General features: G+C 46.2%; 16 protein-coding genes and 1 pseudogene. 11 read left to right on the forward strand and 6 right to left on the reverse strand.

What is annotated here, in order from left to right; translation table 11 throughout:
* Positions 1 to 138 precede the first annotated feature (138 nt).
* The 4 genes from H6F52_RS23925 to H6F52_RS23940 form a co-directional block, all read right to left on the reverse strand.
* Positions 139 to 1,392, reverse strand: coding sequence for a pentapeptide repeat-containing protein (locus H6F52_RS23925; protein WP_242034046.1), 1,254 nt, complete (start codon positions 1,390 to 1,392; stop codon positions 139 to 141).
* A 152-nt stretch (positions 1,393 to 1,544) separates the two neighbouring features.
* Positions 1,545 to 2,192, reverse strand: coding sequence for a pentapeptide repeat-containing protein (locus H6F52_RS23930; RefSeq protein WP_190536947.1), 648 nt, complete (start codon positions 2,190 to 2,192; stop codon positions 1,545 to 1,547).
* A 139-nt stretch (positions 2,193 to 2,331) separates the two neighbouring features.
* The gene (locus H6F52_RS23935) at positions 2,332 to 3,744 is read right to left on the reverse strand and encodes a DICT sensory domain-containing protein (protein ID WP_190536948.1); all 1,413 of its coding nucleotides are present in this window, start codon (positions 3,742 to 3,744) and stop codon (positions 2,332 to 2,334) included.
* A 99-nt stretch (positions 3,745 to 3,843) separates the two neighbouring features.
* On the reverse strand, positions 3,844 to 5,415 hold the full coding sequence (locus H6F52_RS23940; RefSeq protein WP_190536949.1) for a photosystem II high light acclimation radical SAM protein: 1,572 nt from the start codon (positions 5,413 to 5,415) through the stop codon (positions 3,844 to 3,846).
* A gap of 35 nt (positions 5,416 to 5,450) precedes the next feature.
* On the opposite strand from H6F52_RS23940, the gene H6F52_RS23945 reads away from it, so the two are divergent.
* The 8 genes from H6F52_RS23945 to H6F52_RS23980 all read left to right on the forward strand — a co-directional run bounded on the left by H6F52_RS23945 (position 5,451) and on the right by H6F52_RS23980 (position 12,527).
* Positions 5,451 to 5,606: a hypothetical protein gene (locus H6F52_RS23945; protein WP_190536950.1), complete on the forward strand. Its 156-nt coding sequence runs from the start codon at positions 5,451 to 5,453 to the stop codon at positions 5,604 to 5,606.
* 120 nt (positions 5,607 to 5,726) lie between these two features.
* On the forward strand, positions 5,727 to 6,029 hold the full coding sequence (locus H6F52_RS23950) for a hypothetical protein (RefSeq protein ID WP_190411779.1): 303 nt from the start codon (positions 5,727 to 5,729) through the stop codon (positions 6,027 to 6,029).
* A gap of 42 nt (positions 6,030 to 6,071) precedes the next feature.
* Positions 6,072 to 6,458 carry a DUF1830 domain-containing protein gene (locus H6F52_RS23955; RefSeq protein WP_190536951.1) on the forward strand — a complete coding sequence of 129 codons (387 nt, stop codon included), beginning with the start codon at positions 6,072 to 6,074 and terminating at the stop codon, positions 6,456 to 6,458.
* A 318-nt stretch (positions 6,459 to 6,776) separates the two neighbouring features.
* The gene (locus tag H6F52_RS23960; RefSeq protein WP_190411781.1) at positions 6,777 to 7,214 is read left to right on the forward strand and encodes a DUF4079 family protein; all 438 of its coding nucleotides are present in this window, start codon (positions 6,777 to 6,779) and stop codon (positions 7,212 to 7,214) included.
* A gap of 258 nt (positions 7,215 to 7,472) precedes the next feature.
* Positions 7,473 to 7,796, forward strand: a complete 324-nt coding sequence (locus H6F52_RS23965; protein ID WP_190526401.1) for a hypothetical protein — start codon at positions 7,473 to 7,475, stop codon at positions 7,794 to 7,796.
* A gap of 355 nt (positions 7,797 to 8,151) precedes the next feature.
* The gene (locus tag H6F52_RS23970) at positions 8,152 to 9,057 is read left to right on the forward strand and encodes a PhnD/SsuA/transferrin family substrate-binding protein (protein WP_242034047.1); all 906 of its coding nucleotides are present in this window, start codon (positions 8,152 to 8,154) and stop codon (positions 9,055 to 9,057) included.
* 67 nt (positions 9,058 to 9,124) lie between these two features.
* Positions 9,125 to 11,032: an ATP-binding protein gene (locus tag H6F52_RS23975; protein ID WP_190536952.1), complete on the forward strand. Its 1,908-nt coding sequence runs from the start codon at positions 9,125 to 9,127 to the stop codon at positions 11,030 to 11,032.
* A 379-nt stretch (positions 11,033 to 11,411) separates the two neighbouring features.
* Positions 11,412 to 12,527 (forward strand): AI-2E family transporter, encoded by a 1,116-nt coding sequence (locus H6F52_RS23980; protein WP_190411785.1) that lies wholly within the window; start codon positions 11,412 to 11,414, stop codon positions 12,525 to 12,527.
* A 7-nt stretch (positions 12,528 to 12,534) separates the two neighbouring features.
* Here the strand turns inward: H6F52_RS23980 and H6F52_RS23985 are convergent, their stop codons facing one another.
* Positions 12,535 to 17,274: a PAS domain S-box protein gene (locus tag H6F52_RS23985; RefSeq protein WP_190536953.1), complete on the reverse strand. Its 4,740-nt coding sequence runs from the start codon at positions 17,272 to 17,274 to the stop codon at positions 12,535 to 12,537.
* 270 nt (positions 17,275 to 17,544) lie between these two features.
* On the opposite strand from H6F52_RS23985, the gene H6F52_RS23990 reads away from it, so the two are divergent.
* From H6F52_RS23990 to H6F52_RS24000, 3 genes are all read left to right on the forward strand, one after another.
* Entirely contained in the window at positions 17,545 to 19,443 is a 1,899-nt protein-coding gene (locus H6F52_RS23990; RefSeq protein ID WP_190536954.1) for a response regulator, read from the forward strand.
* A 486-nt stretch (positions 19,444 to 19,929) separates the two neighbouring features.
* Complete coding sequence (locus tag H6F52_RS23995; protein WP_190536955.1) at positions 19,930 to 21,519, forward strand: ADP-ribosylation family protein; 1,590 nt, start codon at positions 19,930 to 19,932, stop codon at positions 21,517 to 21,519.
* Positions 21,520 to 21,711: 192 nt separating this feature from the next.
* Complete coding sequence (locus tag H6F52_RS24000; protein ID WP_190536956.1) at positions 21,712 to 22,674, forward strand: DUF3365 domain-containing protein; 963 nt, start codon at positions 21,712 to 21,714, stop codon at positions 22,672 to 22,674.
* A 1-nt stretch (position 22,675) separates the two neighbouring features.
* Here H6F52_RS24000 and H6F52_RS25520 read toward each other — a convergent pair.
* Positions 22,676 to 22,771: pseudogene (locus H6F52_RS25520) on the reverse strand (IS5/IS1182 family transposase); the annotation flags it as partial.

Here is a 22,771-nt window from a genome sequence, read left to right on the forward strand (position 1 = left end):
TAGATAAAAGTTTAATCTTATCGTTGTTGCTGAAGCAGTGATTCAAGAAAGTTTGATGGGTTTACAGTGGCTGAAAATGCTGCGGTTAGTGGCTGATTTTATAGCTGGAGTGGTGACGCTGAGGTAGCGAAGCGATCGCTAGTCCTCCTCAAAAATTGCCCCTCGCTGCTTAAGATCGAGCTTCATTGCCTCAGAAAGCCCCAAAACTCCTTCAAACAAAGCATCCTCCACATTTGCACCCTTGAGATCGGCACGCTTAAGCTCAGCCTCTTTGAAATTTGCGCCGCTCAAGTTAGCACCGCTTAAATCAGCATCGCTGAGATTGGCAGCCGTCAGGGAGGCATTCGTCAAATTGGCATTGGGAAGGTATGCACTGGTTAAATTTGCACCGCTAAGGTCGGCACTGGTTAAATTGGCACGGGGCATTTTAGTCCGCAAATCTGCTTGAGTAAGGTTCGCGTGCAACAGATGAGCATCTCGCAGATTCGCATTACAAAGGCAGGCATGGGAAAGGTTGGCACCGCTTAAGTTGGCACGGCTCAAGTCGGCAAAGGTGAGATCGGCATTGCTGAGATTGGTATGATTGAGGTCAGCGTTGCGGAGGTTGGCGCTGCGAAGGTTAACACCACTCAAGTCGGCTTCAGCAAAATCCTCAGATGGATTGATGCCCAGCATCTTCGCGCCGCTGATGAAGTCATCTGCCTTGGCTGCTGCCAACAGTTCCCGTATGATTGTCAGATACTGCTGCTGGTAATCGCGAGCCGCCTGCAAGTCTCCGAGGGCGGTGTAAGCAAGTCGGAGATTTTTAAGCGCCTGTCCTTCCCCTCGAACGTCTTGTAATTCTTTGGCGATGGCTTTTGACTGGTGAAAGCAGAGAATCGCTTTTATATGTTCTTCCAAAGAATGATAAGCCGCCCCCAAATTCGAGAGCGTTTGCACCTCACCTGGACGATCTTGGAGTTCCCGCACAATCGCTAACCGTTGTTGCTGGTACTCAATCGCTTTTGTATCCTCACCGAGAATGTAGTAAGCATTTCCCAGATTTCCCAGCGCATTTGCCTCGCCGCGCCTGTCTTGGATACGTTGAGCGATCGCTAAGTGCTGTTGATAGAATGCGATCGCCTGAGGTAAATCTCCTAAAGCCTTATACGCAGCCCCCAAATTGCCTAAAGCCGCTCCCTCAACGATACTCGCTTCGCTGCCTCGACATAGGCTAAGTGCCTGTTGCCAAGACTGCATTGCCTCTTGTAGAGATGTAAGAATCTTTGTTTCTACATACGTCTGATATTGCTCAATTCCTTGTTTCAGTAGTCGGTTCGCTTCGTCGATCATCACCGCAATGTACAGATGAAGTAAAGCTTTTCGAGGCTCAAACTTTTCGCTCCCCGGCATCCTCTTCACTCCCGAATCCTCTCCTACAAGGCAGGAACAAAGATTAAATTTTTTTAGGCTGGAGAGGGGCTGGCTCCCCTTCCTAGTTAGGGAAGGGGCTGAGGGTTAGGTTTTTTTGAGTCCACTGAGAACCGCTAGCAGCAGAGATTTTCTCAGGCTTTTGAAGCCATGCGCTCCGCACAGGTTCCAGTCAAACAAGCTCGAGCCAAAGTTACACCAGTCAAGTTAACACTATCTAACTCAGCGCAGAGCAAATTTGCTCCTGTCAAATTTGCTCCGGCAAGATTTGCACCCCGCAAGTCTGCTTCTTCTAGATTTGCTTCGCTAAGCAAAGCGCCACGTAAATCCGCTTGGCTTAAGTCTGCACCTTGCAGATTGGCACCGCTCAAGTTTACACCCCGCAAGTCAGCGCTCCGCAAATCCACGCCTTGCAAGTTGACACTCATTAAGTTGGCACCGCTCAAGAAAGCACCAGCAAAAGACGCTTGAGTGAGCTTGGTTCCCATCAAGTTAGCGCCTCGCAGATTTGCCCCGCGCAAGTCAGCACCGCATAAGTCAGCTTGCATCAAGTTAGCGCCCAGCAGGTTTGCCCGCAAGTCAGCGCCTACAAGTTGCGCTTCGATTAAATTTGCACCATCAAGACGGGCGCGTTCCAAGTTGGAGCCACTAAAATTTGTGCCGACGAGGTTAGCACCGGCGAGATTGATACCTCGCAAATCTACTCCTGAAAAATCTTCATCTTCTAAATCTGTACCTGGCAGTTGCTTGAGTTTGCCGGAGCGAATTGCTTCAATGTCCATTTGCTAATTGCTAATTGCTAATTGAAGGATTGCTAATGAGGAAAAAAGTTTTAAGTTGTAAAAGGCTTGCGGTTATCGCGTCTGAGTATGGCATTAAAAAGCTCTCTTTTCACTCAAAACTCATAACTCATCACTTTCATTACCCATTGCCCATTAAGGAAGGTTGCACTGCTGTACCGGCATAGAGATTTGCATCCAAGAGCCACATTCCCGCTGTCACTTTGCTTGGCGTGACAGGTAGAGTCAAACCCTGTTGCATCCCCATGACGAGGAGTGAGAGCGTTTCAACCAATTTGGGATCGAAGCGATCGCCCTGTTGTTGCCGACACTCTTCTAAAGCTTTGGATAAATTCTCTTCGCTGTCGGGATTGGCATTTCTTGCTTGCGCCAGTCGCCACTGAAAGTCTGAGACTAATTCCAAAATTCTCGATTCCAAGGGAATTTCATCACCCGCTAACCCGGCTGGCTCACCCGTCCCGTTCCACCACTCGGTTTGGTGAGTGACGATTTGGGCAACTGCCCGCAGTTGTGACATTCTTCTCAATACTTGCGCTCCTGGCACCAACGGACAAGTCAGCGCACAACTCGGTGCCTCTTCGTCGTAGCGACTCGACTTAGCCGCAGCCAATACACTTTCCGCCCCCTGCAACGGATCGATGCGGTGCAGCAACCCGGCAAGGCGCAGGCGTTTCATCTGCCAAGCGGGTAAATCGAGCATTTGCCCGATCATTTCGGAGAACGCTACCACTTCTGCTGCTGCCATTGGGTTAGTGACATCTGCCATATCCATGAGTTGCGCCATCCGCAAGAATGCCTGGATTTCGTTGGAAACTAAGTTCCGATCCAGCGCTTGTTGGCGAGATCCGGCGGGGATGTCTAGATTGGTGCCGGTTGATATATCTTCTTGCCCATGCTGGAGATACTCCACTACGGAAGACACCACTGCACCGAGATTGTGAGGGGTTCCTAAGGAGGGCTGCATGGACTCCTTGCAGGCGATGAGTTTTTTCTCTAGTTCCGGGTTGTAGCGACCAATATGGGCGATCGCTATATCCACCGTTTCTTTCACCAACTCTGGCTCAAACGTCCACAGCCCATAGAATTTGCGCTCCAAGTCAGACGCGGGTAGCCCTGCTGCACCATAATCTTCTTCCGAAAGCTCTTGACACAGCACCATCGCCGTGTATGTCGGCGAAAAGATGATTAAGTGCCACTCTTGGGCAACCGGGTCGGAGGGATCTAAGCCCACTAAATCCACGTTTGGGCGTTGGCTAGTTGGGTGTTCGGTAAACCCCGAATCTGACGCCGCCATAATCGCGATCTGACCTGCTTTCTGTGCGATGTCTCCATAGCGATCGGCTTCTTGCAGATACCATTTGCCTCTTTGAAAAGCGGCAATGGTCAAGGGAGAACTGTCCTCCGTTAAGATGTGGTCTTCTAGCGCATGGCACAGGGCAACGAGGGTGTTTTTGTAGTACACCCCAAATCGAATTGGTCTTTTACTCGATCTGTGGGCAACTTCTAGCTGTTGCAGAATGGAGCCTTCTAACATAATTTTGGTTTTATTAAATGAACCGCAAAGACGCAAAGAGCAAGGGAAGAAGAGCAATGCAGGCTAGGGTGGGCAATCGCTACTTAGCTATTTATGAAGCTAAGATACCGTAACTAGGTGTTTTTCTTTTGGCTGAATCGGTGCCGCAAGGGCTTCTTCTAAGTCGGCACAACCAAGTTTTTCCTCTAGGATTCTCATCACTTCTCGCCCGAAATCGTTGGGGTTTTGTTGCCATGCTTGCAGGCAAACTTCCCCAAAGAATGAGCCGAGGGGTTCTGGATTCCAAAGTAATTTTTTGGCTGTCCACGGCATAATGCTCATGGGATTGTATCCGGGTTTAAGGACATTCTGCTCGAAGGCATATTCTTCTAAATGAGTATGGGGTTGTAAGCCAATAAAGAAGATTGCCGGCTCGACTTTATCTGCACCAAAGATCCGCTCTAGTTCCCGGTGGTAGGCAATGGTTTGGCGAATCGTTTCATGGGTTTCGTCGATTACATTAAATGAGTAATTGACGGAAACTAAATCGTTGAAACCTGCTGCTTTTAAGTCGCGGCAATTTTCTAAGACGGTTCGCAGGTTATAGCCCATCCGCATCTTCCGCACAAGTTCTTGAGAACCACTGGTGATGCCGATTTCAAAGTAGTTCATGCCGGTTTTTGCCATCAAGTCGCATAACTCAGGCGTTAAATTGTCTGCCCGAATATAAGCTGCCCAATGGATATCTTTCATCCCAGCGTCGAGGATTTTCTGCAATAGCTCAACGGCGTCATCGATAAATTTCCGAGCTGGGATAAACTGAGCATCAGTAAACCAGAAGTTACGAATCCCTCGGTCATAAAGTTGTTGCATCTCTGCGACAACTTCATCGGCTGGGTTAATCCGTACCTGCTTGCCCTCAATCACTGTATAAATGCAGTAACAACAGTTGTGGGGACAACCGCGCTTTGTCTGCACGCCGACGTAGAAATCTTCGTCTTGCAGATAATATTGAAACTCAGGCCAAATCGTTTCGATGTAGTCGTAATTGCAGGCAGTTTTTTCGATATTCGTGGGACGTTCGTGGATCATGCGATCGCGTGGCGTTGTCTCTCCCACCACATAGCATCGTTCATCCCGAAAATCCTGCCCTCGCAGCATTTTCTCCAGCAGCGCTTCGCCTTCACCCACCGAAACAACTGTCCCGGATGGCAGACTCTTACCGAGTTGTTCGTAAAATACGCTCACAGCACCACCACCGACAACGGCTTTGGCTTCTGGATGATATTTTTGAGCGCATTTGAGTCCCCGTTTGATTAATCCCAGGTTGCGCCACAGTTCGGTGTAGTATGCCGTGGTGACGCGCAACCCTCCCAGTGCCCCGCGCAATTTCAGCAGCGGATTTTTGGCGTAGTAAAACTCAAAGGCGTGCTGGAGTGGGTTGCCACCTCTGCCGCCCACGGGCGCATAAATCTGAATATCGCGCCAGGAAAATACTAGGAGTGTAGGTTTAAACTCATCGACACATTTATCCAACGCCCCAGTGAAATCCAGAGGCGGCACGGTTCCTAAGTCAAAGATCCGCTGTTCGACTTCTGGGAATTGCTTGTGTACGTGATCGGATAAGTAAACCACTCCGATCGGGAAAATCGGGTTGCAGGGGAGACGGACGTAGAGAATTCGATTATTCATCGTGTCTTTTTGTATCTAAATTTACTACTACTGAGATGGAAAGCGACAAATGCGATCGCTTTCTCAAAAATTATTCTGGCTATGACTTGCTCTCAGGATTCGAGCCATGTTTGGTATCTTTAGCGACTAGATGTGAATCCGCCATTGACCCGCAGGCATTACTGGCGACAGCAGCACCTCTGTATCTATAAATGAAATGATTCTGAAAGGTCTTTATATAACTTTACGATAACATTGACTATCCTCAGTCTTGCCCTGATTTTGGTTCTGGAGCCAAAAAAGAAAGCCGAACACTGCAAAATCGATCTCTAGTGGCAGCCGGTTCTCAACAACAAGTCAAAATTCAGCACCAATTCATTGCTTATCCTGGAAAAACCTTGGCTTCGCTTGCATTTTCATCTGGCAATGCTGGCATGAGACGTGAGGGAGGTATTTTTACCGGGAGTCATAGTGCGAGTCGGAAGCTTAAGCACGGAAAATTGCCGTTACAATCGCCAGTAGCAAAAATTACTAAAACGGGAATTTTTTCCTCTAACTTTGGGGGGATATCTCACCAGAATATTCAGTTGGTATTCGTGTTTACAACAAGCCGGGATCGCCGAATGTTAGCTTAGTTATGGTAATCCTAGGCAGTGGCGCAAAGCTCCTCAGCAGTTATGGCTCAAATACTCGATCCCCTTCCTTCTGGTAACAGCGATCGCATTCTGTGCTGCTACGTTAATGCTACAAGCCACATTCAAATTGCTCGGATCTCTAACGTTCCGAACTGGTACTTTGAGCGCGTTGTCTTTCCAGGACAACGCTTAGTGTTTGAAGCAATGCCCGAAGCGAATCTGGAAATTCATACAGGGATGATGGCAAGTGCCATCCTCTCAGATACCATTCCCTGCGATCGCTTGTGTATCAGTGAAGGCAATGATTCTGAGTCAAATACAATCGACCTACACGATCAAGAAAACAACGATAATACCCGAAAGCTTGAAATCCAGAAAAAGAGAAATTTAGAAACCGTAGAATCTTTAACAACCGCTTATATTGGCTAGTTTTGCTGAAAAAATTCAGTAATTTCAGGGTTGTCATAAGCGACAGCTCTTTTTTATAGGATTTTTAGCGATTAGCGATTAGCTTTTAGGGAAATTAACTGGTTAATTCTCGTATACGTAGATAGACAAATTCTTTTTTCTCAGCGATCTAGCAGTCCTATTATGATTCGTAAAAGCGAGATCCTAGGGCACCTCTTCCGAAGTCGGGGAGCTGAAGGGCTGGTATCTCTCCGCTAAAAGTAGGATTGCTATTGCACCAAGCGAACAGCTTAAGATGAAAAGTAGATGCTGCTGTAGCTGAATGTAAATAAGTAACGAGTGAATCTACCTTCTTTTCTCTGGCTCTGGAAAATTGCTGCATGGTCGATGGGCTTGTCGATATTAGCCTACCTATTGCTGGGAGTTACTGGCAGTTGGATGTTTGCGGCTCGTCAGCAAAGAAGTTCGCAACCGCGATGGTTGCGTCTTTTTCACTACGCCACTGGCGCAATTCTCGTGGCTCTCGTCTTGCTGCTGCTCGCCATTGGGATTGTCGGCACGTTAGGTCATTATGGCAGCCTCGCTCATTCGGCGCACTGGATTGCCGGTTGGGCTGTGGTGGTATTAGTGTTGCTCTCAGCGGGAAGTGCAATTCTGATTAATCCCAACCGGGCTTGGGCGCGTTCAGTTCATATTGCGACCAATCTAGTGTTATTCGTGGGATTAGCTTGGGTTTCGTTAACCGGCTGGAGCGTGGTACAAAAGTATTTACCCTAGATTTAACCTTACTAGGATGGTCACAGACTAAAGTCTATGCTGTTTAGATAACCATCTTTCTTCGCAAAGCTGGTGAGCATGGATGGGAAACCCCCGCCGCTACAGAGCTTTTTCACGGAGCAGGCTGGAAATCCGTCGGTGGGGTGAGTGGCACTAACCGAAAATTCGTGAAAATACACAAAGTTATTTCCTTAAGCGAACAGCTTAGGGTTTTTGACTCGACTAAGATGAATTAAAGTAAGCCTTTACCGCTGAGCGATGCGCGATCAAATAATCCCAGGCGTGATTTTCGTAGTAGCTCTTGCTATTTTTTTAGGCGGTATCGTGGGCGTGCGCTTCCCCCTCGGTAGTGAGAGTGCGGGGCAGGTAGTTCCTGCGGGTAGTCAAACGACAACACCATCGCCCTCTCCTACACCGACCACTACGGTTAGCCCAGTTCCAACCGTAACCCCTACGGCAACAACCCCTCCAGTAACGCAACAGCAACAACAACAACAACAACCTGCAACCCGCAGCAATCCTTATACCCCATCGCAGGTAGACCTACCACCCGAAGAAGATCCGGTGCCAGCGTTGTGGTAATCGGCTGTTAGAAATTGCAAAGGAATACAACGTGCGATGGAGTCGCTACACGAGGTTCGTGTAAGCGATCGCATTCCTCTCGCCATAAAGTCGTATCGTCGCCTACAGTAAGACAAGCGCGAACCGACAGGTCGGCGCTTCGCTATCGCCAAGGTTAATACTCATAGAAATATGGGCGGCTTTAATCTCGCGTTCTGCAAGAAAATCAGCCGCTTATGCCTGCAACTTTAATAACGACAAACCTTTTTATAAGACTTTTAAAGTTAATTCTTTATTCTACGATTAGAGTTAAATAGCTTACGACCTATTCTTAACCAAAATCTAATTTTAATTAGTTAGAATTATTTCTATTTGTTTGTTGGCAAAAATTATGCGGCGACGCCATTTTTTTTGGTATTCCCTAATATTAATCACAAGCTGTACCGCAGCAAGTAACCCTAATGATAGAGATTCGCCTTCAAATGCCAGAAATTTCCCTGAAAAGCTCCGATTTACAGTAACCGAGATTCCGAGCCTTGAAGAGTTGCAGCGTAATTATGGGGGATTGCGGACGGCACTAGAGGAGGTACTGGAAACGAAACTTGAGTTTGTTCCCGTTGAAACATACATCGCCGCCGCCGCCGCCTTACAGTCAGATCAGCTGGATCTTGTTCTCACAGGCCCCTCGGAATATGTAATCATGCGTGCTAGGACAAATGCGGTTCCTGTCATCGGCATCACTCGACCAAACTACCATGCAGCTATCTGTGTCTCTGCTAACAGCAAGATCGAGTCAGTAGCACAGTTAAAAGGTAAAAAAATTGCCATGTGGCAGTTAGGCTCAACCAGCGGTTATCTGGGTCCCACCAAGTTTTTGATTGATGCTGGATTAGATCCTAAATCTGACCTAAAAATCCTCATGTTAGGAAGTCAGGGACTACCCGCCTTGAAAAAAGGTGAGGTTGATGCTTGGGGAGGGTCTACTGTTAAGTATGAGAAATTCCTCCAAGATGAAGGCTTATCTGAGAGTGAGTTACCGCTAATCGTGAAAGGGCCGCTTCTCCCCAAGGACTTATTTGTTGCCAGTAGCAAGCTCGATCCTGAATTCGTTAAAGAGATGAGAGATCGCGCAATTAAAAATCAGGACAAACTAATTCAAAGTCTTTTATCCGTCGAGGAAGGTAAGTACAAAGGCTCTCAGATAGTTCCGGCGAATGATGCTGATTACAATATGATTCGCGAGGTCTATAAAGCTATTGGACAAGGTAGTTTTGTTCAATAGCTTTAATCGCTTGATGCGACTATTTTTGGATATTTTTCTTGTTTTTTTAACCTCTAGACTTTCCTCAATGGATCTCAAAAGACATGGGGTTGCAGATAAGCCTAACTTAGATAACCAAGGGAACACCTTGAAATTTTCTACAAACTGGGTAAGACGCTTCATTCCGCGCTTGAGTATAGCCAAAAAAATTGGTTACGGTTATTCCTTGGCTATCGGCATAGCGGTTTTAGGAACAACGATTGGTCTAATTAGCGGAGACTATTACGAAAAGAAGGCTCAAAAGCAGCTAATAATTGCCGAGAAGCAGCAAAATCTCCTCAGTAACTTAGAAAATGCTGTTGGTGAACTGCGAGCGCACCCACAGCGGCTGGTTACTGTACTAGGAGAACCAATTTGGTTTGACTACGAAACTGCTAAGTTTTTTACAAGTGTTAGTCGGAGCCAGAAAATATTATCAGAATTCCACTCTTTTATAGACAGCTACCCCGATAATTTAGCAACAAAGCCTACAGATTTAAAGAATTTATTGAATGGTTATGAAACCAATACCGAATCCTACACTCAGTTAATTAAGTTTCTCTGGCGGCAGATTGATCCAGCTAACTTGAAAACAGAAGAAATTTCGGTAGCGCAGCAAAAGTTCTTGAATTCTATCACAAGCAAAACAGCGACTAATATCATTGTTAGTTTCGACCGATTAGCAGAGAGTTTAACTAGGCTGAAAGAGACAGCAGAATCTCAACAGATAGAAGCAAAAAACAAGCTTGGGCAAGCCGAGACACTAAGGCTGCAAATTATTGTTGGGAGTATGCTGCTGTCAGTGGCGATCGCGGTGGCGTTGGCGATTATTACGGCTCGTGCGATCGCTCGTCCCCTCGAAGCAGTCACTCAAGTTGCCAGAGCCATCACTCAAGAATCTAATTTTGACCTCCGCAGTCCAGTTACCACTGAGGATGAAGTGGGGTCATTAGCAACCTCTATAAATTGCCTAGTGCAGTGGGTCGGAGAATATACCCACGAACTAGAGTTAGCTCGTCAGACACTAGAGGAGCGAGTAGAACAACGAACCGAGGAATTGACACAAGCGCTTCAAGAACTCCAACAAACCCAATCTCAACTCATTCAAACTGAAAAAATGTCCAGTTTGGGAGAGCTAGTTGCAGGTATCGCTCATGAAATTAATAACCCCATCAATTTCATCTACGGTAATCTGGAACACGCTAACGTTTATACGCAAGAACTGCTTAATTTAGTACATCTGTATCGGCAGCAGTACCCTCACCCTACCCCTCTTCTTCAACACGAGCTTGAAGCAATTGACGTGGACTTCCTTACGGAAGATTTTACCAAAATCCTGTCTTCTATGAAGATGGGCACTGAACGTATTCGGCAAATTGTTTTGTCTTTGCGAAACTTCTCCCGGCTAGATGAATCTGAGATGAAACCAGTCGATATCCATGAAGGGATAGAAAACACGTTGTTGATTCTCAATCACCGCCTTAAGCGGGGAATTGAGGTAATCAAAGAGTATGAAGATTTGCCTCTCGTTGAGTGTTACCCAGCTCAACTCAACCAGGTATTTATGAATATTATCAGTAATGCAATTGATGCTTTGGAAGAGACCAAGAGCAAAAATGAGAGACAGGAAGAAGCGGAAGCAATAAACAAGGGATTTCCCATCCAAAATAAAAAAATAATAACCGAAAAATCGCAGATTCTGATTCACACGGAACGGTTCAAGTCTAACTATATTCGGGTAAGAATTCGAGATAATGGTTTTGGAATTCCTTTGCAAATTAAAGACAAGCTGTTTAATCCCTTCTTCACAACGAAGCCGGTAGGTAAAGGCACTGGCTTAGGACTCTCCATCTGCTACCAAATCGTTGAAAAGCACAAGGGGAAAATCGAGGTAATTTCGGAGTTTGGACAAGGAACAGAGTTTGCGATCGCATTGCCTATAAAAACTCACAACTAGCGTTAGCTCTTAAAAGAACTGCTATAGCAATCCGATTTGAGTTGTGAGATGCCAGCGAAAGCGAGATCCTAGGGCAACTCTTCCGAAGTCCGGGATCTCGGTTTCGCTGTGAAGAGCGTATCCCTTTGCTAAGGCTACAAAAAAGGAGGCAGAAGTTTATCTGTTGCAGACAAACAACAAAATAGTATATCGCTTCACGCGCAAACCCCGTCCTCTCTATCGTTGCCTCGCAGATGGATGTTAAATTGTTTAAGATCCTCTGCAAAGACTTTCACAGCTTGCCCCCAAAGAGCGGCTGCTGTCTTGAAAGCAAAGTTTTTTCTAAATAACTTTAGCAGGAGTCCTACGACCCACTCTCCCCCATTGAGATAGAGCAAAGATGAATCGTGCCTTTTCACCCCTCCAACAGTTTCTAATCACTTGGCTGCTCGTTCTGACAAGCGGTTGGGTGACGATTTTGGCTCTGAGATATGTGGGTGAGTTGATTAGCATTTTGCTGACCGCCGGACTGATTGCATTTTTTCTTAACTATGCTGTTGCCGTTTTGCAAACTTTCTTGCCCCGGAGTGTGGCAGCAATCTTAGTTTATTTAATAGCAGGCTTAACTCTGGTACTCATTGGTCTGACTGTAGTACCGCCAGTGTTTAATCAGGGGCGGCAATTGGTGACAAATCTACCTTCGCTCCTAGAGTCTGGACAACAGCAATTAGCCGCCTTCCAAGCTTGGAGTGCCGAACACAATTTACCGTTTGACGTGCGAATTTTGGCTTCTGAGTTGTTGGCACGAGTACAAGCGCAAGCCCAAGCGATCGCTACCAGAGGCTTTGGCTTAGTATTAGGCACTTTTAACTGGTTTTTTGACTTAATTCTAATTCTCGTTATTTCTTTTTATATGCTCATTGATGGTGAGCGAGTTTGGCGGGGACTGACGAGTATTTTCTCATCCAAAATTAAAGATGGTTTGACAGAATCATTGCAACGAAATTTGCAGCGATTTGTGTCGGGTCAGGTGTTATTGGGTGTGTTTATGGCAACGACTCTTTCCCTGGCATTTTGGGCATTGCACGTGCCATTCTTCCTAGTATTTGCAGTTTTTATTGGGTTGATGGAAATCATTCCCTTTATCGGAGCAACTTTAGGAATTGCCACGGTTGTGATTGTGGTAGCGTTTATCAATTGGTTTCAGGCGCTGCAAGTCTTAGCCATAGCGATCGCACTTCAGCAGATAAAAGATAATTTGGTCGCACCCCGAATTATGGGCAATTTGACAGGTCTATCGCCAGTGATTATCTTTGTCTCTCTCCTACTCGGAGCGAAATTGGGGGGATTGTTAGGAGTGATTCTAGCAATTCCCCTAACAGGTGTCGGGAAAAGTCTTGCAGAAATTGTCCTCGATCCCATGCTGCCACCTCAAACCGGATCGTTTTTTCACAACCCCTTTGCGAAGGAAGTCGTTATCACCACAGAGGAGCAAAGGGGAATTCCTAGCAATTAGCAATTCCTTAAATTTCCTTAACCCAAGATTGAATGCGGCTGAGCGCTGTTTCTAACGCAGATACTATCTCAGTCGTTCCTGCAAGTTGGTAGTGGGAGGCGAGTTCCTCCAGCTTTTGGGCATTGCTTCGCATCCCCTCTACTCCGACGTTGGCACTCGCACCTTTGATGTGATGAGCTTCTTTTGCAAGACTATCAAAGTCATTGATAGCGATCGCTCTTTTCACCGATTCCAGATGAGCCTGAACTTCTGTGAAGAACATTTGCAACAGTTCCAACTCAAACTCCGTGCTGCCCTCAGAAAGTTGATGCAGATGTTCCCAATCCACTAAATCTTGTAAAGACGAGAATCGCGTTTCTACATCTTCCTGTGTGGCGACACTCCCACTACTGGGATTTGCATCCTGAAAAATGACTTTCGTCCAATGCTCAATTACCGCAGCTAACTGTTCCCTTGATACTGGCTTACTCAAATAGTCATCCATCCCAGCATCAAGACAGCGTTTGCGGTCTTCTTTCATCGCGTTAGCGGTTAGGGCAATGACAGTGGTACGGCGCGAGCCTTCTCCTTGTCGCCGCCGAATCTCTCGCGTTGCTTCATAACCGTCGAGAATCGGCATCTGACAGTCCATCAGAACTAAGTCATAGGGAATTTTTTCCAATAACTCTACGACTTCCTTCCCATTCGCAGCGACATCGGCTTCATAACCCAAAGTGTTTAGCTGCTTGAGGGCAACTTTTTGATTAATCAGATTGTCCTCAGCCAGCAAAATTCGCAACTTGCTTTGGGGAATTGGAATTCGGGAAGGTTGGGGTGAAAAATTCTTCTCCTCTACTTCTTTGCCTACCTCTTTGCCTCTGTCCCACTGTTCCTCTTGCTTACCCAAGATGGAGACAATGGTATCCAATAAGCGAGATGGCTTGACTGGCTTAATCAAATGGGCAGCAAATCCTGCCTTCGTCGCCCGTTGTGCCTCCCCTCGCTGATCGGCAGAAGTGAGCATAATCAAGGGTAAATTAGCCAGCATGGGATTTCCTTTGATTTGCTCGCCTAAAGTAATGCCATCAACGTTGGGCATTTGCATATCAATCACCGCCACATCATAGGGAATTCCCCACTCCAGAGCTTCTTGCAAAACTCTCATGGCGGCGGCAGCACCATCCGCCTCATCTACTTGCATTCCCCAGTGCGCCGCCTGAGAGCGAACCACTTTGCGGTTCGTGGCATTGTCATCGACCACTAGCAGACGCCGTCCCGCTAGATTGGTAGAAGTTTGGCTGGGTGGTGTTATCCGTTCCGCTTGCTTTTTGAAAGGCACTGTAAACCAAAACTTGCTTCCCTTCCCCGGTTGACTCTCAAAGCCAATTTCTCCTCCCATTAAGGTGACGAGCTGTTTGCAGATGACCAGTCCCAAGCCGGTGCCGCTATATTGGCGCGTGGCAGAGGAGTCTACCTGGGAAAAGGGTTGAAACAATTGGCTCATATTTTCTGGGGTGATGCCAATGCCCGTATCGGTGACAGAGAAGCGAATCGTTACCACGTCCTCTGATTCGCCCTTCCCAAGAGAATTGGAGGCGGTGTCTGATTGTAGTTCTGCCCTCACCACAATTTCACCGGCGTTGGTGAACTTAATGCCATTGCCAATCAGGTTGGTGAGAATTTGCCGCAGACGACCGACATCGCCTTGGAGGTGGGTAGGAACGTTGCGATAGACCAAGGCAGCAATTTCCAGATCCTTGGCATGAGCTTGGGGAGCTAATAAATCTAAGACTTCTTCTACACAAGTAGATAAGTCAAAGTCTAAAACTTCCAGATCCATCTCTCCAGCCTCTAGTTTGGATAAGTCCAAAATCTCATTAATCAGGCACAGCAGGGCATCTCCACTAATGCGAATCGTTTCAACAAAATCCTTTTGCTCTGTAGTCAAGGGCGTGTCTAAAAGCAGCCCAGTCATCCCCAAAACGGCATTCATGGGGGTACGGATTTCGTGGCTCATGTTTGCCAAGAAGGCGCTTTTGGCTTGAGAAGCTGACTCAGCTTGGTGACGGGCGATCTCTAGTTCCTGGCGCTGGAGGGTTTCTTCTTCTAGGAGTTGGGATTGAGCCAGGGCAATGCCGACTTGGTCTGCGAGTTGTTGCAGCAGTTCGACTTCAAAGCTAGACCACTGTCGGGGTGAGGTGCATTGGTGGGCAATCAGCAGTCCCCAAAGTTCGTTTTTCTGCAAGATCGGGATGACTAATTTTGCCTTGACTGCCAAATGCTGCAAAAATTCCCGATGACACGGTGAAATCTCAGCATTTTCTACGTCAGCCACAATCCTGATTTTTCCGTGGCAGTAGTCCTCATGGTAAGCTTCGGGGAAGATTTCCGCACTGAAAGTTTGCCCTAATAAGGCGGGCAGACCAGAAACGACATTTTCGGTGACGATGGTACCCGTTTTATCGGCTGCCAGACGATAAATCACTACGCGATCGCATGCGAGAGATTTTCTGACTTCGGTAACGGTGGTTTGAAGAATTTCTTCGAGTTGTAAGGACTGGCGAATTTTTAGGGTGATTTCGGCAAATAATTGCGATCGCAAGTTCTGCCGCTTTAATTCCTCTTGTGCCTGTTTACGCTCGATCCAGAGGGCAATCCTGTCCGCTGCAAATTCCAGCGATTGGAGAACAGATTCATTGAGGGGTTGACGAGCAAATATTGCCATCACTCCCATCACAGAGCCTTCAATAATCAAGGGATATCCAGCGAAGGCGACCATTCCTTCCCGCACTGCCCATTCTCTGTCCAGAATCTGAGGATCGTCTACAACCGAATTGGTTAGGTAGGGTTGGCGAGTTTGGGCGATTTTGGCGATTTTCAGGGTGGCGATCGGAACGCGGCGATATAAGCCCTCAACCTGCGCGTACATCCCAGCACTGGCTTGCAGTTCCAGCATCCTCTCTTCCCGATTGAGCGTCCAGATCCGCCCAAAGGCTGCGTCCAAATACTTCACCATTGCCTCGGTGCAGCGCTGCAAAATGCTTTGCAGGGTGTCGCTTTGAGTGAGGGCAGAATCCACTTCGGCGCGGAAGTGAGCGAGACGGGCTTGCAGCGCTAATGCTTCTTCTGCTTTTTTGCGATCGGTAATGTCCCGCGTCACTTTGGAGAATCCGCGCAGGTTGCCAGCGTCATCATATAAGGCGGTTACGACAGCGTGCCCCCAAAACCGCGAACCATCCTTCCGGACGCGCCAGCCTTCGGCAACGCTATTCCCTTGAGCGATCGCGATTTCTAGTTCGCTTTGCGCGATCGCTTGTTGATTTTCTCCTGGCTCATAAAAACAAGAAAAATGTTGACCGATGATTTCCTCCGCTCGATATCCCTTAATCCTTTCTGCTCCCGCATTCCAGCTCACAATATATCCCTTGGGGTCGAGCATATAAATTGCATAATCTTTTACCCCTTCTACGACTAAGCGGAAGCATTCTTCGCTTTTTCGCAGAGCCTCCTGCGCCTGCTTGCGACTGGTAATATCTTCGGAAATTCTTAATAAATACTGTGGGTTTCCTTGGGCATCTAAAATCGGTAACTTTTTAGTATGTAATATTCTTAAACCTTTATCTTTTGTCTGTATCCGCTCTTCTGGGATATCTAATATTTTTCCGGTTGCCAGGACTTCTCGATCGGTGGCGGTGAAAAAATCTGCTTCTTCTTTGGTAAACAAGTCATAGTCATTCTTTCCCAGCAACTCTTCAGGGTTACGACCAATTAATTTTTGACCCGCTTTATTGAAACGCACAAAATTAAGTGCTTGGGCATCTTTGACGAAAATAATATGAGGAATATTTTCGACAATTGAGTTCAGAAATGTCTGGGTATTCCGCATTTCTTCTTCATGACGCTTGCGCTCGGTAATGTCATGAGCGACTGCGTAAATCGCTTGCTGTTCGGACAAGGACGTTGCTTTCCACAACAGCCATCGGTAAGAGCCGTCTTTGCAGCGGTAACGATTTTCAAAAGAAATTGTATCTATACCTGTAGAAAGTTGTTGCGCTTGGACAATCGTTGCTTCCCGGTCGTCTGGATGCACAAATTCGATAAACGGTTGGCTTTGCAGTTCCTCATTGGTGAAGCCAAGAGTCTTTGACCATGATGGATTTAGACGTTTAAAATAGCCATCTATCCCGGCAATACACAGCATATCTAGAGACAGGGTGAAGAATTGAAGCTGTTCTTCTTGTGCCTTGTCGCGCTGTTTGATCGCCTGTGCCAATTCACGATTATTCCGCCGCAACTCTAGTTGCGTCATCACCTCCCGACCGAGCGCTTCTAGCGCCAAGCGCTGTTCGGGACTCAAATCTCGCGGTACGGAGTCAATGACACACAGTGTCCCCAGTGCCAAACCTTCTGGCGTCATCAAAGTCGTACCCGCGTAAAACCGGATATTTGGATCGGAAGTCACGAGGGGATTATTGGCAAACCGCTCGTCAGTGGATGCATCGCGGATAACAAATAGGTCGGTTTGCAGGAGAGCATGGGCGCAAAAAGCAATGTCACGAGGAGTTTCCTGAGCCGTGATGCCAACTTTTGATTTAAACCACTGCCGATCCGTATCAACTAAGCTGACGAGGGCAATTGGTGTACCGCAGATGTGTGCAGCCAAAAGCGTCAGATCGTCAAATGCCTGTTCTGCGGCGGTATCAAGGATTTCATACTGCTGTAGCGCTTGAATCCGTTCTGGTTCGTTTTCGGGTAAAGGTGCTTTCATCTACGTTTTTGAAGGGTAGCATTCTAATTTTTACAGGTGTATTCAAAGCAATGCATATTTGTAAAGTTATTCAAATCGAGGGCGATCGCTATATCTCCTGCCTCGTTATGGCTTCCCTAAGAGCGATCGCCCAAATTTTCTGTTAACATCCACAAAAATGCCGATTGCAAGAAACTGCTGGAACGTTCCAGATTGCCTGCTAATGTAAGTAATTATACAGACAATAAATTTCCGCTCATTTAGGCAAGAGTGAAATCATTCATCATTTCTATGACCAAGCAAGAATACCTAAAAATTCTATTAGTTGAAGATAGCCTTGTGAGTCAGACGGTTGTATTTAAACAGTTAAAGAAGTTAGGGTATGAAGCAAATGTTGCTGCTAATGGTCAAGAAGCATTATGGATGAGATCCCAAGGAAAATATGACCTAATCCTCCTCGATTGCCAGATGCCGATACTAGACGGTTATGAAACTGCACAAAGAATTCGTCAATTAGAAGGTGATGCGCGACAGACAATCTTGATTGCAATGACTGCCAACGGCATGAAAGCAAATCGGGAGCGCTGTATAAAGGTCGGCATGGATGATTATCTACTTAAGCCGGTTCGTGAGGAAGAGTTGGCAGCTAAATTAGAAAATTGGATTGAAGTTATTATTAAAAATAAGCAGGCAATCGCATCCTCATCTGCCTCCTCATCTATAGATTTAACAAGTAAAATTATTCCCGTTGACTCCAGTGCTAACCCGGACGAGTCAAGCGTCAATGACTGGGTGGATTTAAATCGCTTAGACGATATAACCTTGGGGGATCTGAAATTGCGAAACGAAATTCTACAAGCCTTTTTAGAAGATACAAAAGTAAACTTATCATCGATAAAATCAGCAACTTTTTCTAAAAATTTTGAAGCGATTGAACATAAAGCCCATCAAATTCGGGGTGCTAGTGCGAATGTTGGCGTCAACAAATTAAAAAATTTAGCCGACCGATTAGAACTTCAGAGCCAACAAAAAAACTTTAAGGAAGTGACTCAATTGGTAATTCAAATAGAAAATCATTTCCAAAAGATTCAATCTTTTTTGTTTGAGATAATTGACTGGGAGAGGGTGGAGGGTGAAACTCCAGTCCTTCTTCACGCCAATCGGTCTGGAGGGACGCAGCTTGGTTCCACGTCAAAAATTTTAATTATTGATGACGATCCTAGCGTTCGGTTAGTCGTCAAAAACTCACTCCAACTTCTAGGTCATGAAGTCATAGTAGCGGCGAATGGTGAAGAGGGATTAAAGAAAGCAAAGCAGCTACACCCTCATCTAATTATTTGTGATTGGATGATGCCAGTCATCAATGGGCTGGAAGTGTGCCGCCAGGTTAAATCCGATCCAGAATTATCTTTGGCATTTTTTATTTTGCTGACGATTCGTGGGGATGTAAAAGACCGGGTGGAGGGTTTAGATACTGGCGCTGATGAGTATCTCCCAAAACCGATTGATATGAGTGAATTACGGGCGCGGGTGGGCGCGGGATTGCGATTGCAGCGGTTAACGCAAGAATTGAGCGAAGCGAATCAGGCACTGCGACAAGCGAATCAGCAATTGACTGCCCGTAATGAATTGCTAGAATCTTTGTCGCTGACCGATCAGTTAACAGGTTTATTAAATCGGCGGGCAATGGATCAGGCATTGCCTCATATGCTGCGGCAAGTCGGCAACCGCGATGCGAATACTCGCTACCGTTATTTGTGTGTATTTCTGATTGATGTGGATCATTTTAAGCGGGTGAACGATACGTATGGTCACACAGTGGGGGATTGTGTGCTGCAAGCGATCGCAGGACGACTACAATCCAATGCACGCCCTAGCAGCCTGTTGTATCGCTATGGCGGTGAAGAATTTGTCTGCATCACCCTGGGACTGAATCTGCACAATGGTTTAGAGTATGGTGAAAGTTTACGCTCTTGCATCGCCGAATGCCCTTTCAAGATTTCTAACGATCTGCTGCTACCCATTACGATTAGTATCGGTGGCGCGATCGCTAGTGCTGTTAATTTAGTTGATTCTCAAGATTTATTACATCAAGCAGATCGAGCGCTTTACAGAGCTAAGCATGAAGGTAGAAATTGCCTACGAATGTTTTCCTCGTGGGAAAATATTGTTGAGATGGGTCACGCTTAAATTAGTTTGGAGTTGCTAATCTTCTCAAGGATGCGATCGGAGCGTTACCGTAATGCTTGCACTTCAGTATTTACCGTTGAGCTTTATTAATAGAAATTTTTAATTTCAGGATAGTGAAAATAACAAATGCAACTATTTTTAAATTAAAACTATATAAACCAATGATTATATTTTATTTGATTTAATTATCAACATTTTTAGAAGATTTTACTTAAAATTACAATCATAAAAATCATAAAACAATGAAATTTAATTTCTGATTCTCGATTGCTTGTCAGTGGCTGTACAGGAAACAAAAAGTCAATAGCAGTGATTCCGAGCCTAGCAGAAGGATGCCCAAAAGTTTAGATTTGCCGCCAGTCATCAGAGTAAAATTAAGATGGTTTAAGAGCCTGACAAGAGAACTTCAGACAAGCGAGGAGTGCTAGTTGCAAGACCGCTGCGCTTACCCCGCATCCGCTTAGCGATGCTGTGAGGAGGGAGGAAATGAAAAATTTCAAACCAGGAAGCGTAGGAGCGATAACCGCAGGCCCCTTTAGCGATTTTCAGGGTGTGGTAGTTAAGTTGCAGCCTGGAGAAAAGATTGTTGTTGAAGTCGAAATATTGGGTCGCAAAGCAGAAATCACCCTAAATCAAGAGCAATTCGAGCTACTGGGTGAAGACCCCCGTCCGCGTTTCCGGGACGAGATTGAAAAAGATATCGACCAGATGCTTCAGGAGGAATTTGATAATTGGTGGCTGAAGCAGTTGGATCGACCAGAGGATGATTTAGTTGCCGAGTGGTCTGCTTTCTGTGCATTTCGTCAAGAATTTGAGGCGAAAGCTGCCGTAAAACGACAGACTTTGCTCAATGCTTTTGAAGCATCTTTTACAGCGATCGCAGAACATGGTGTCTCATGGGCAAAACAACGCTGGGAAACAGAAACAGAACGCTGGACGCCAAACGCCTATCGGCACGAAGAATTCTACAAAGCAGCGCGTCAGCAAATAAAAGAATGTCCTGATGATTCAGGTCATTGGACGGATATCTGGCGACATCTGTGGCAAGCGGCAAATGAACGTTCCTGGAAAGCGGAATATATGGCATGGCGTCAGGAAAATCTGCCGGATGCCGCCACGATTGCGCAGATGCGCTTGGACGCCCGACAAAAAGCGCAAGCGTTGGTGGAACCTGTGCGATCGCTGGTACAACAAACCCACGGCTTGACCTTACCCGACCATGTTTTTGCATTCTGGGCTTTCTGGCTCAGCTTAACTCCGATTGAGCGGCAAGAAATGCACTGGATTGCAACACCTTGCGGTTTGTTTGATTTATTCAGTGAAGAAGGTTTGCAGCGAAAACCCATACCAGAACTTGACCATCGCTTACATTATCGCTATTACCGCGATCCGCCGGAGTTTCTCACTTTGCTGTACGGGGGCGGCGATGGTCTGCATTTTGGTCTTTGGTACGATGACCCCAGAGAACTGCCCACGGGTGTGATGTATTACTGGAACAACGATGGCATTCCCGTCTGTGATGACGGTTGTCAAACATTGCTCCAACAGGTTCGCTTCCAAATCGAAAAAGCGGTCTCTCAGCTGGAATATGACCGCTATGACAACGATTCTCGGCATCGACGAGTTAGACTCTCAGCACTCCGCGATGCGGTGATGGCGTTTGAAACCGCGGAATGCCCTGAAATGGGAAGTCTGTACGAGAAAGCCTACAAGCAACCACCGCTGGGTGCCAGGATTGCGACTGAGGATGGTGCGGGGGTGGCAATTCCCGGCTTCAGCGCCGAAACTTTCCCTCAGCGCGATCTTGAAGTAATTAGAATCGCTATCTTAGGGGATGCACCAATTGTCCAAGACTGGATTGTGGCAGCACTAGAAGCTTGTGCCGAGGGTCAACCGGCTGAGGCGCTGGCATTCGGTCGGGACTTGCACTGGCTTTCCGGCGGGAATCCAGAACGAGAAGAGGCTGCTGCCAAACTGCTGGATGCTGCCTACCGCGCACTCGGTCGAGATGCTTTGGCTGCGATCGCATTGGTCCATTTTCACAAGCGATCGCTCCAGTCAGTGAATATTTATTAGCGATAAAGTTATAGCTACCAGAAATAGTCAGCGATCGCGCATTACGAAGCACGAATTTCTTGCCGTATTGGGTAAAGAACTTTTAAACAATACTCTTGCGTTGATGTCATTTAAAGCCTTTAATTATAGCCCTCAATGACACCTGTAATCAAAGATACTGGACGCTCATTGTGATAAAACAGGAAAATAATCATGTTGAATAAATTCAAACTGGGTACCAAATTCACCTTACTTCTATCGCTAGTTTTTATCTTTGGGATTGTTGTTAGTGGGATTGCTTTGTCTAAGGCACTTCAGCACAGAGCCGAAAATGAAATTATCTCTAAAGGTGTAGTTCTCATGGAGACAATGAACTCACTGAGAGACTATACAAATACTCAGATTAGTCCTCTCTTAGCGCAGAGTGCAGAAGCTCAACCAGAATTTATTCCTGAAACAATTCCTAGCTTTTCTGTAAGAGAAGTTTTTGAAGGTTTACGCCAGAAAGGAGAATATAAAGATTTATTCTACAAAGATGCTACTCTGAATCCTACAAATTTGCTAGATAAAACAGATAACTTTGAAGACAAAATTGTAAACCGCTTTCGCAACGAACCAGAAACGAAAGAAATCTCAGGTTTTCGCTCTTTATTTGGCAAGCAAGTATTTTATGAAGCTTTACCGATTGCGATTGAACAAGAGAGTTGTCTCCGCTGCCATTCGACTCCAGCCGCAGCGCCGAAGAATTTGATAAAAACCTATGGCAGTAAAAACGGTTTTGGTTGGCAATTAAATGAAATTATTGGTGCTCAAGTCATCTATGTCCCCGCCGAGCAAGTTTTTGAGAGAGCCAACCGTTCTTTTTTCCTAATTATCGGAATTTTTCTCGGCATTTTTACTTTTGCCGTGCTTATAATTAATTACTTATTAAAACGAACTGTTGTTCAGCCAGTTAAACTCATGGCTAAGCTGGCTCAAAAAATTACTGCTGGTACAACTTCCGATAAAGTTGAGGAATTCGATTTAGAAAGTTTAAAAGATGTTGCCCGTCGTGCCGATGAATTGGGACAGATGGGGCGGGTTTTCGAGAGCATGGCGCGTGAAATTTACGCCCGCGAACAACGCCTGAAACAACAGTTACAGGAACTCCGGATCGAGATTAGACCTCCTGCATGAATCAGGAGGCATGTGCCAGTTCGTAGTTCAGCAAGCCAGCAATTAGGTTTAAGCGCAAACCAAATCTCTGCCTGCGATTGCGATAACGTCCTGAAAA

The sequence above is a fragment of the Coleofasciculus sp. FACHB-542 genome (genome assembly GCF_014695825.1).
GTDB lineage: Bacteria > Cyanobacteriota > Cyanobacteriia > Cyanobacteriales > FACHB-T130 > FACHB-T130.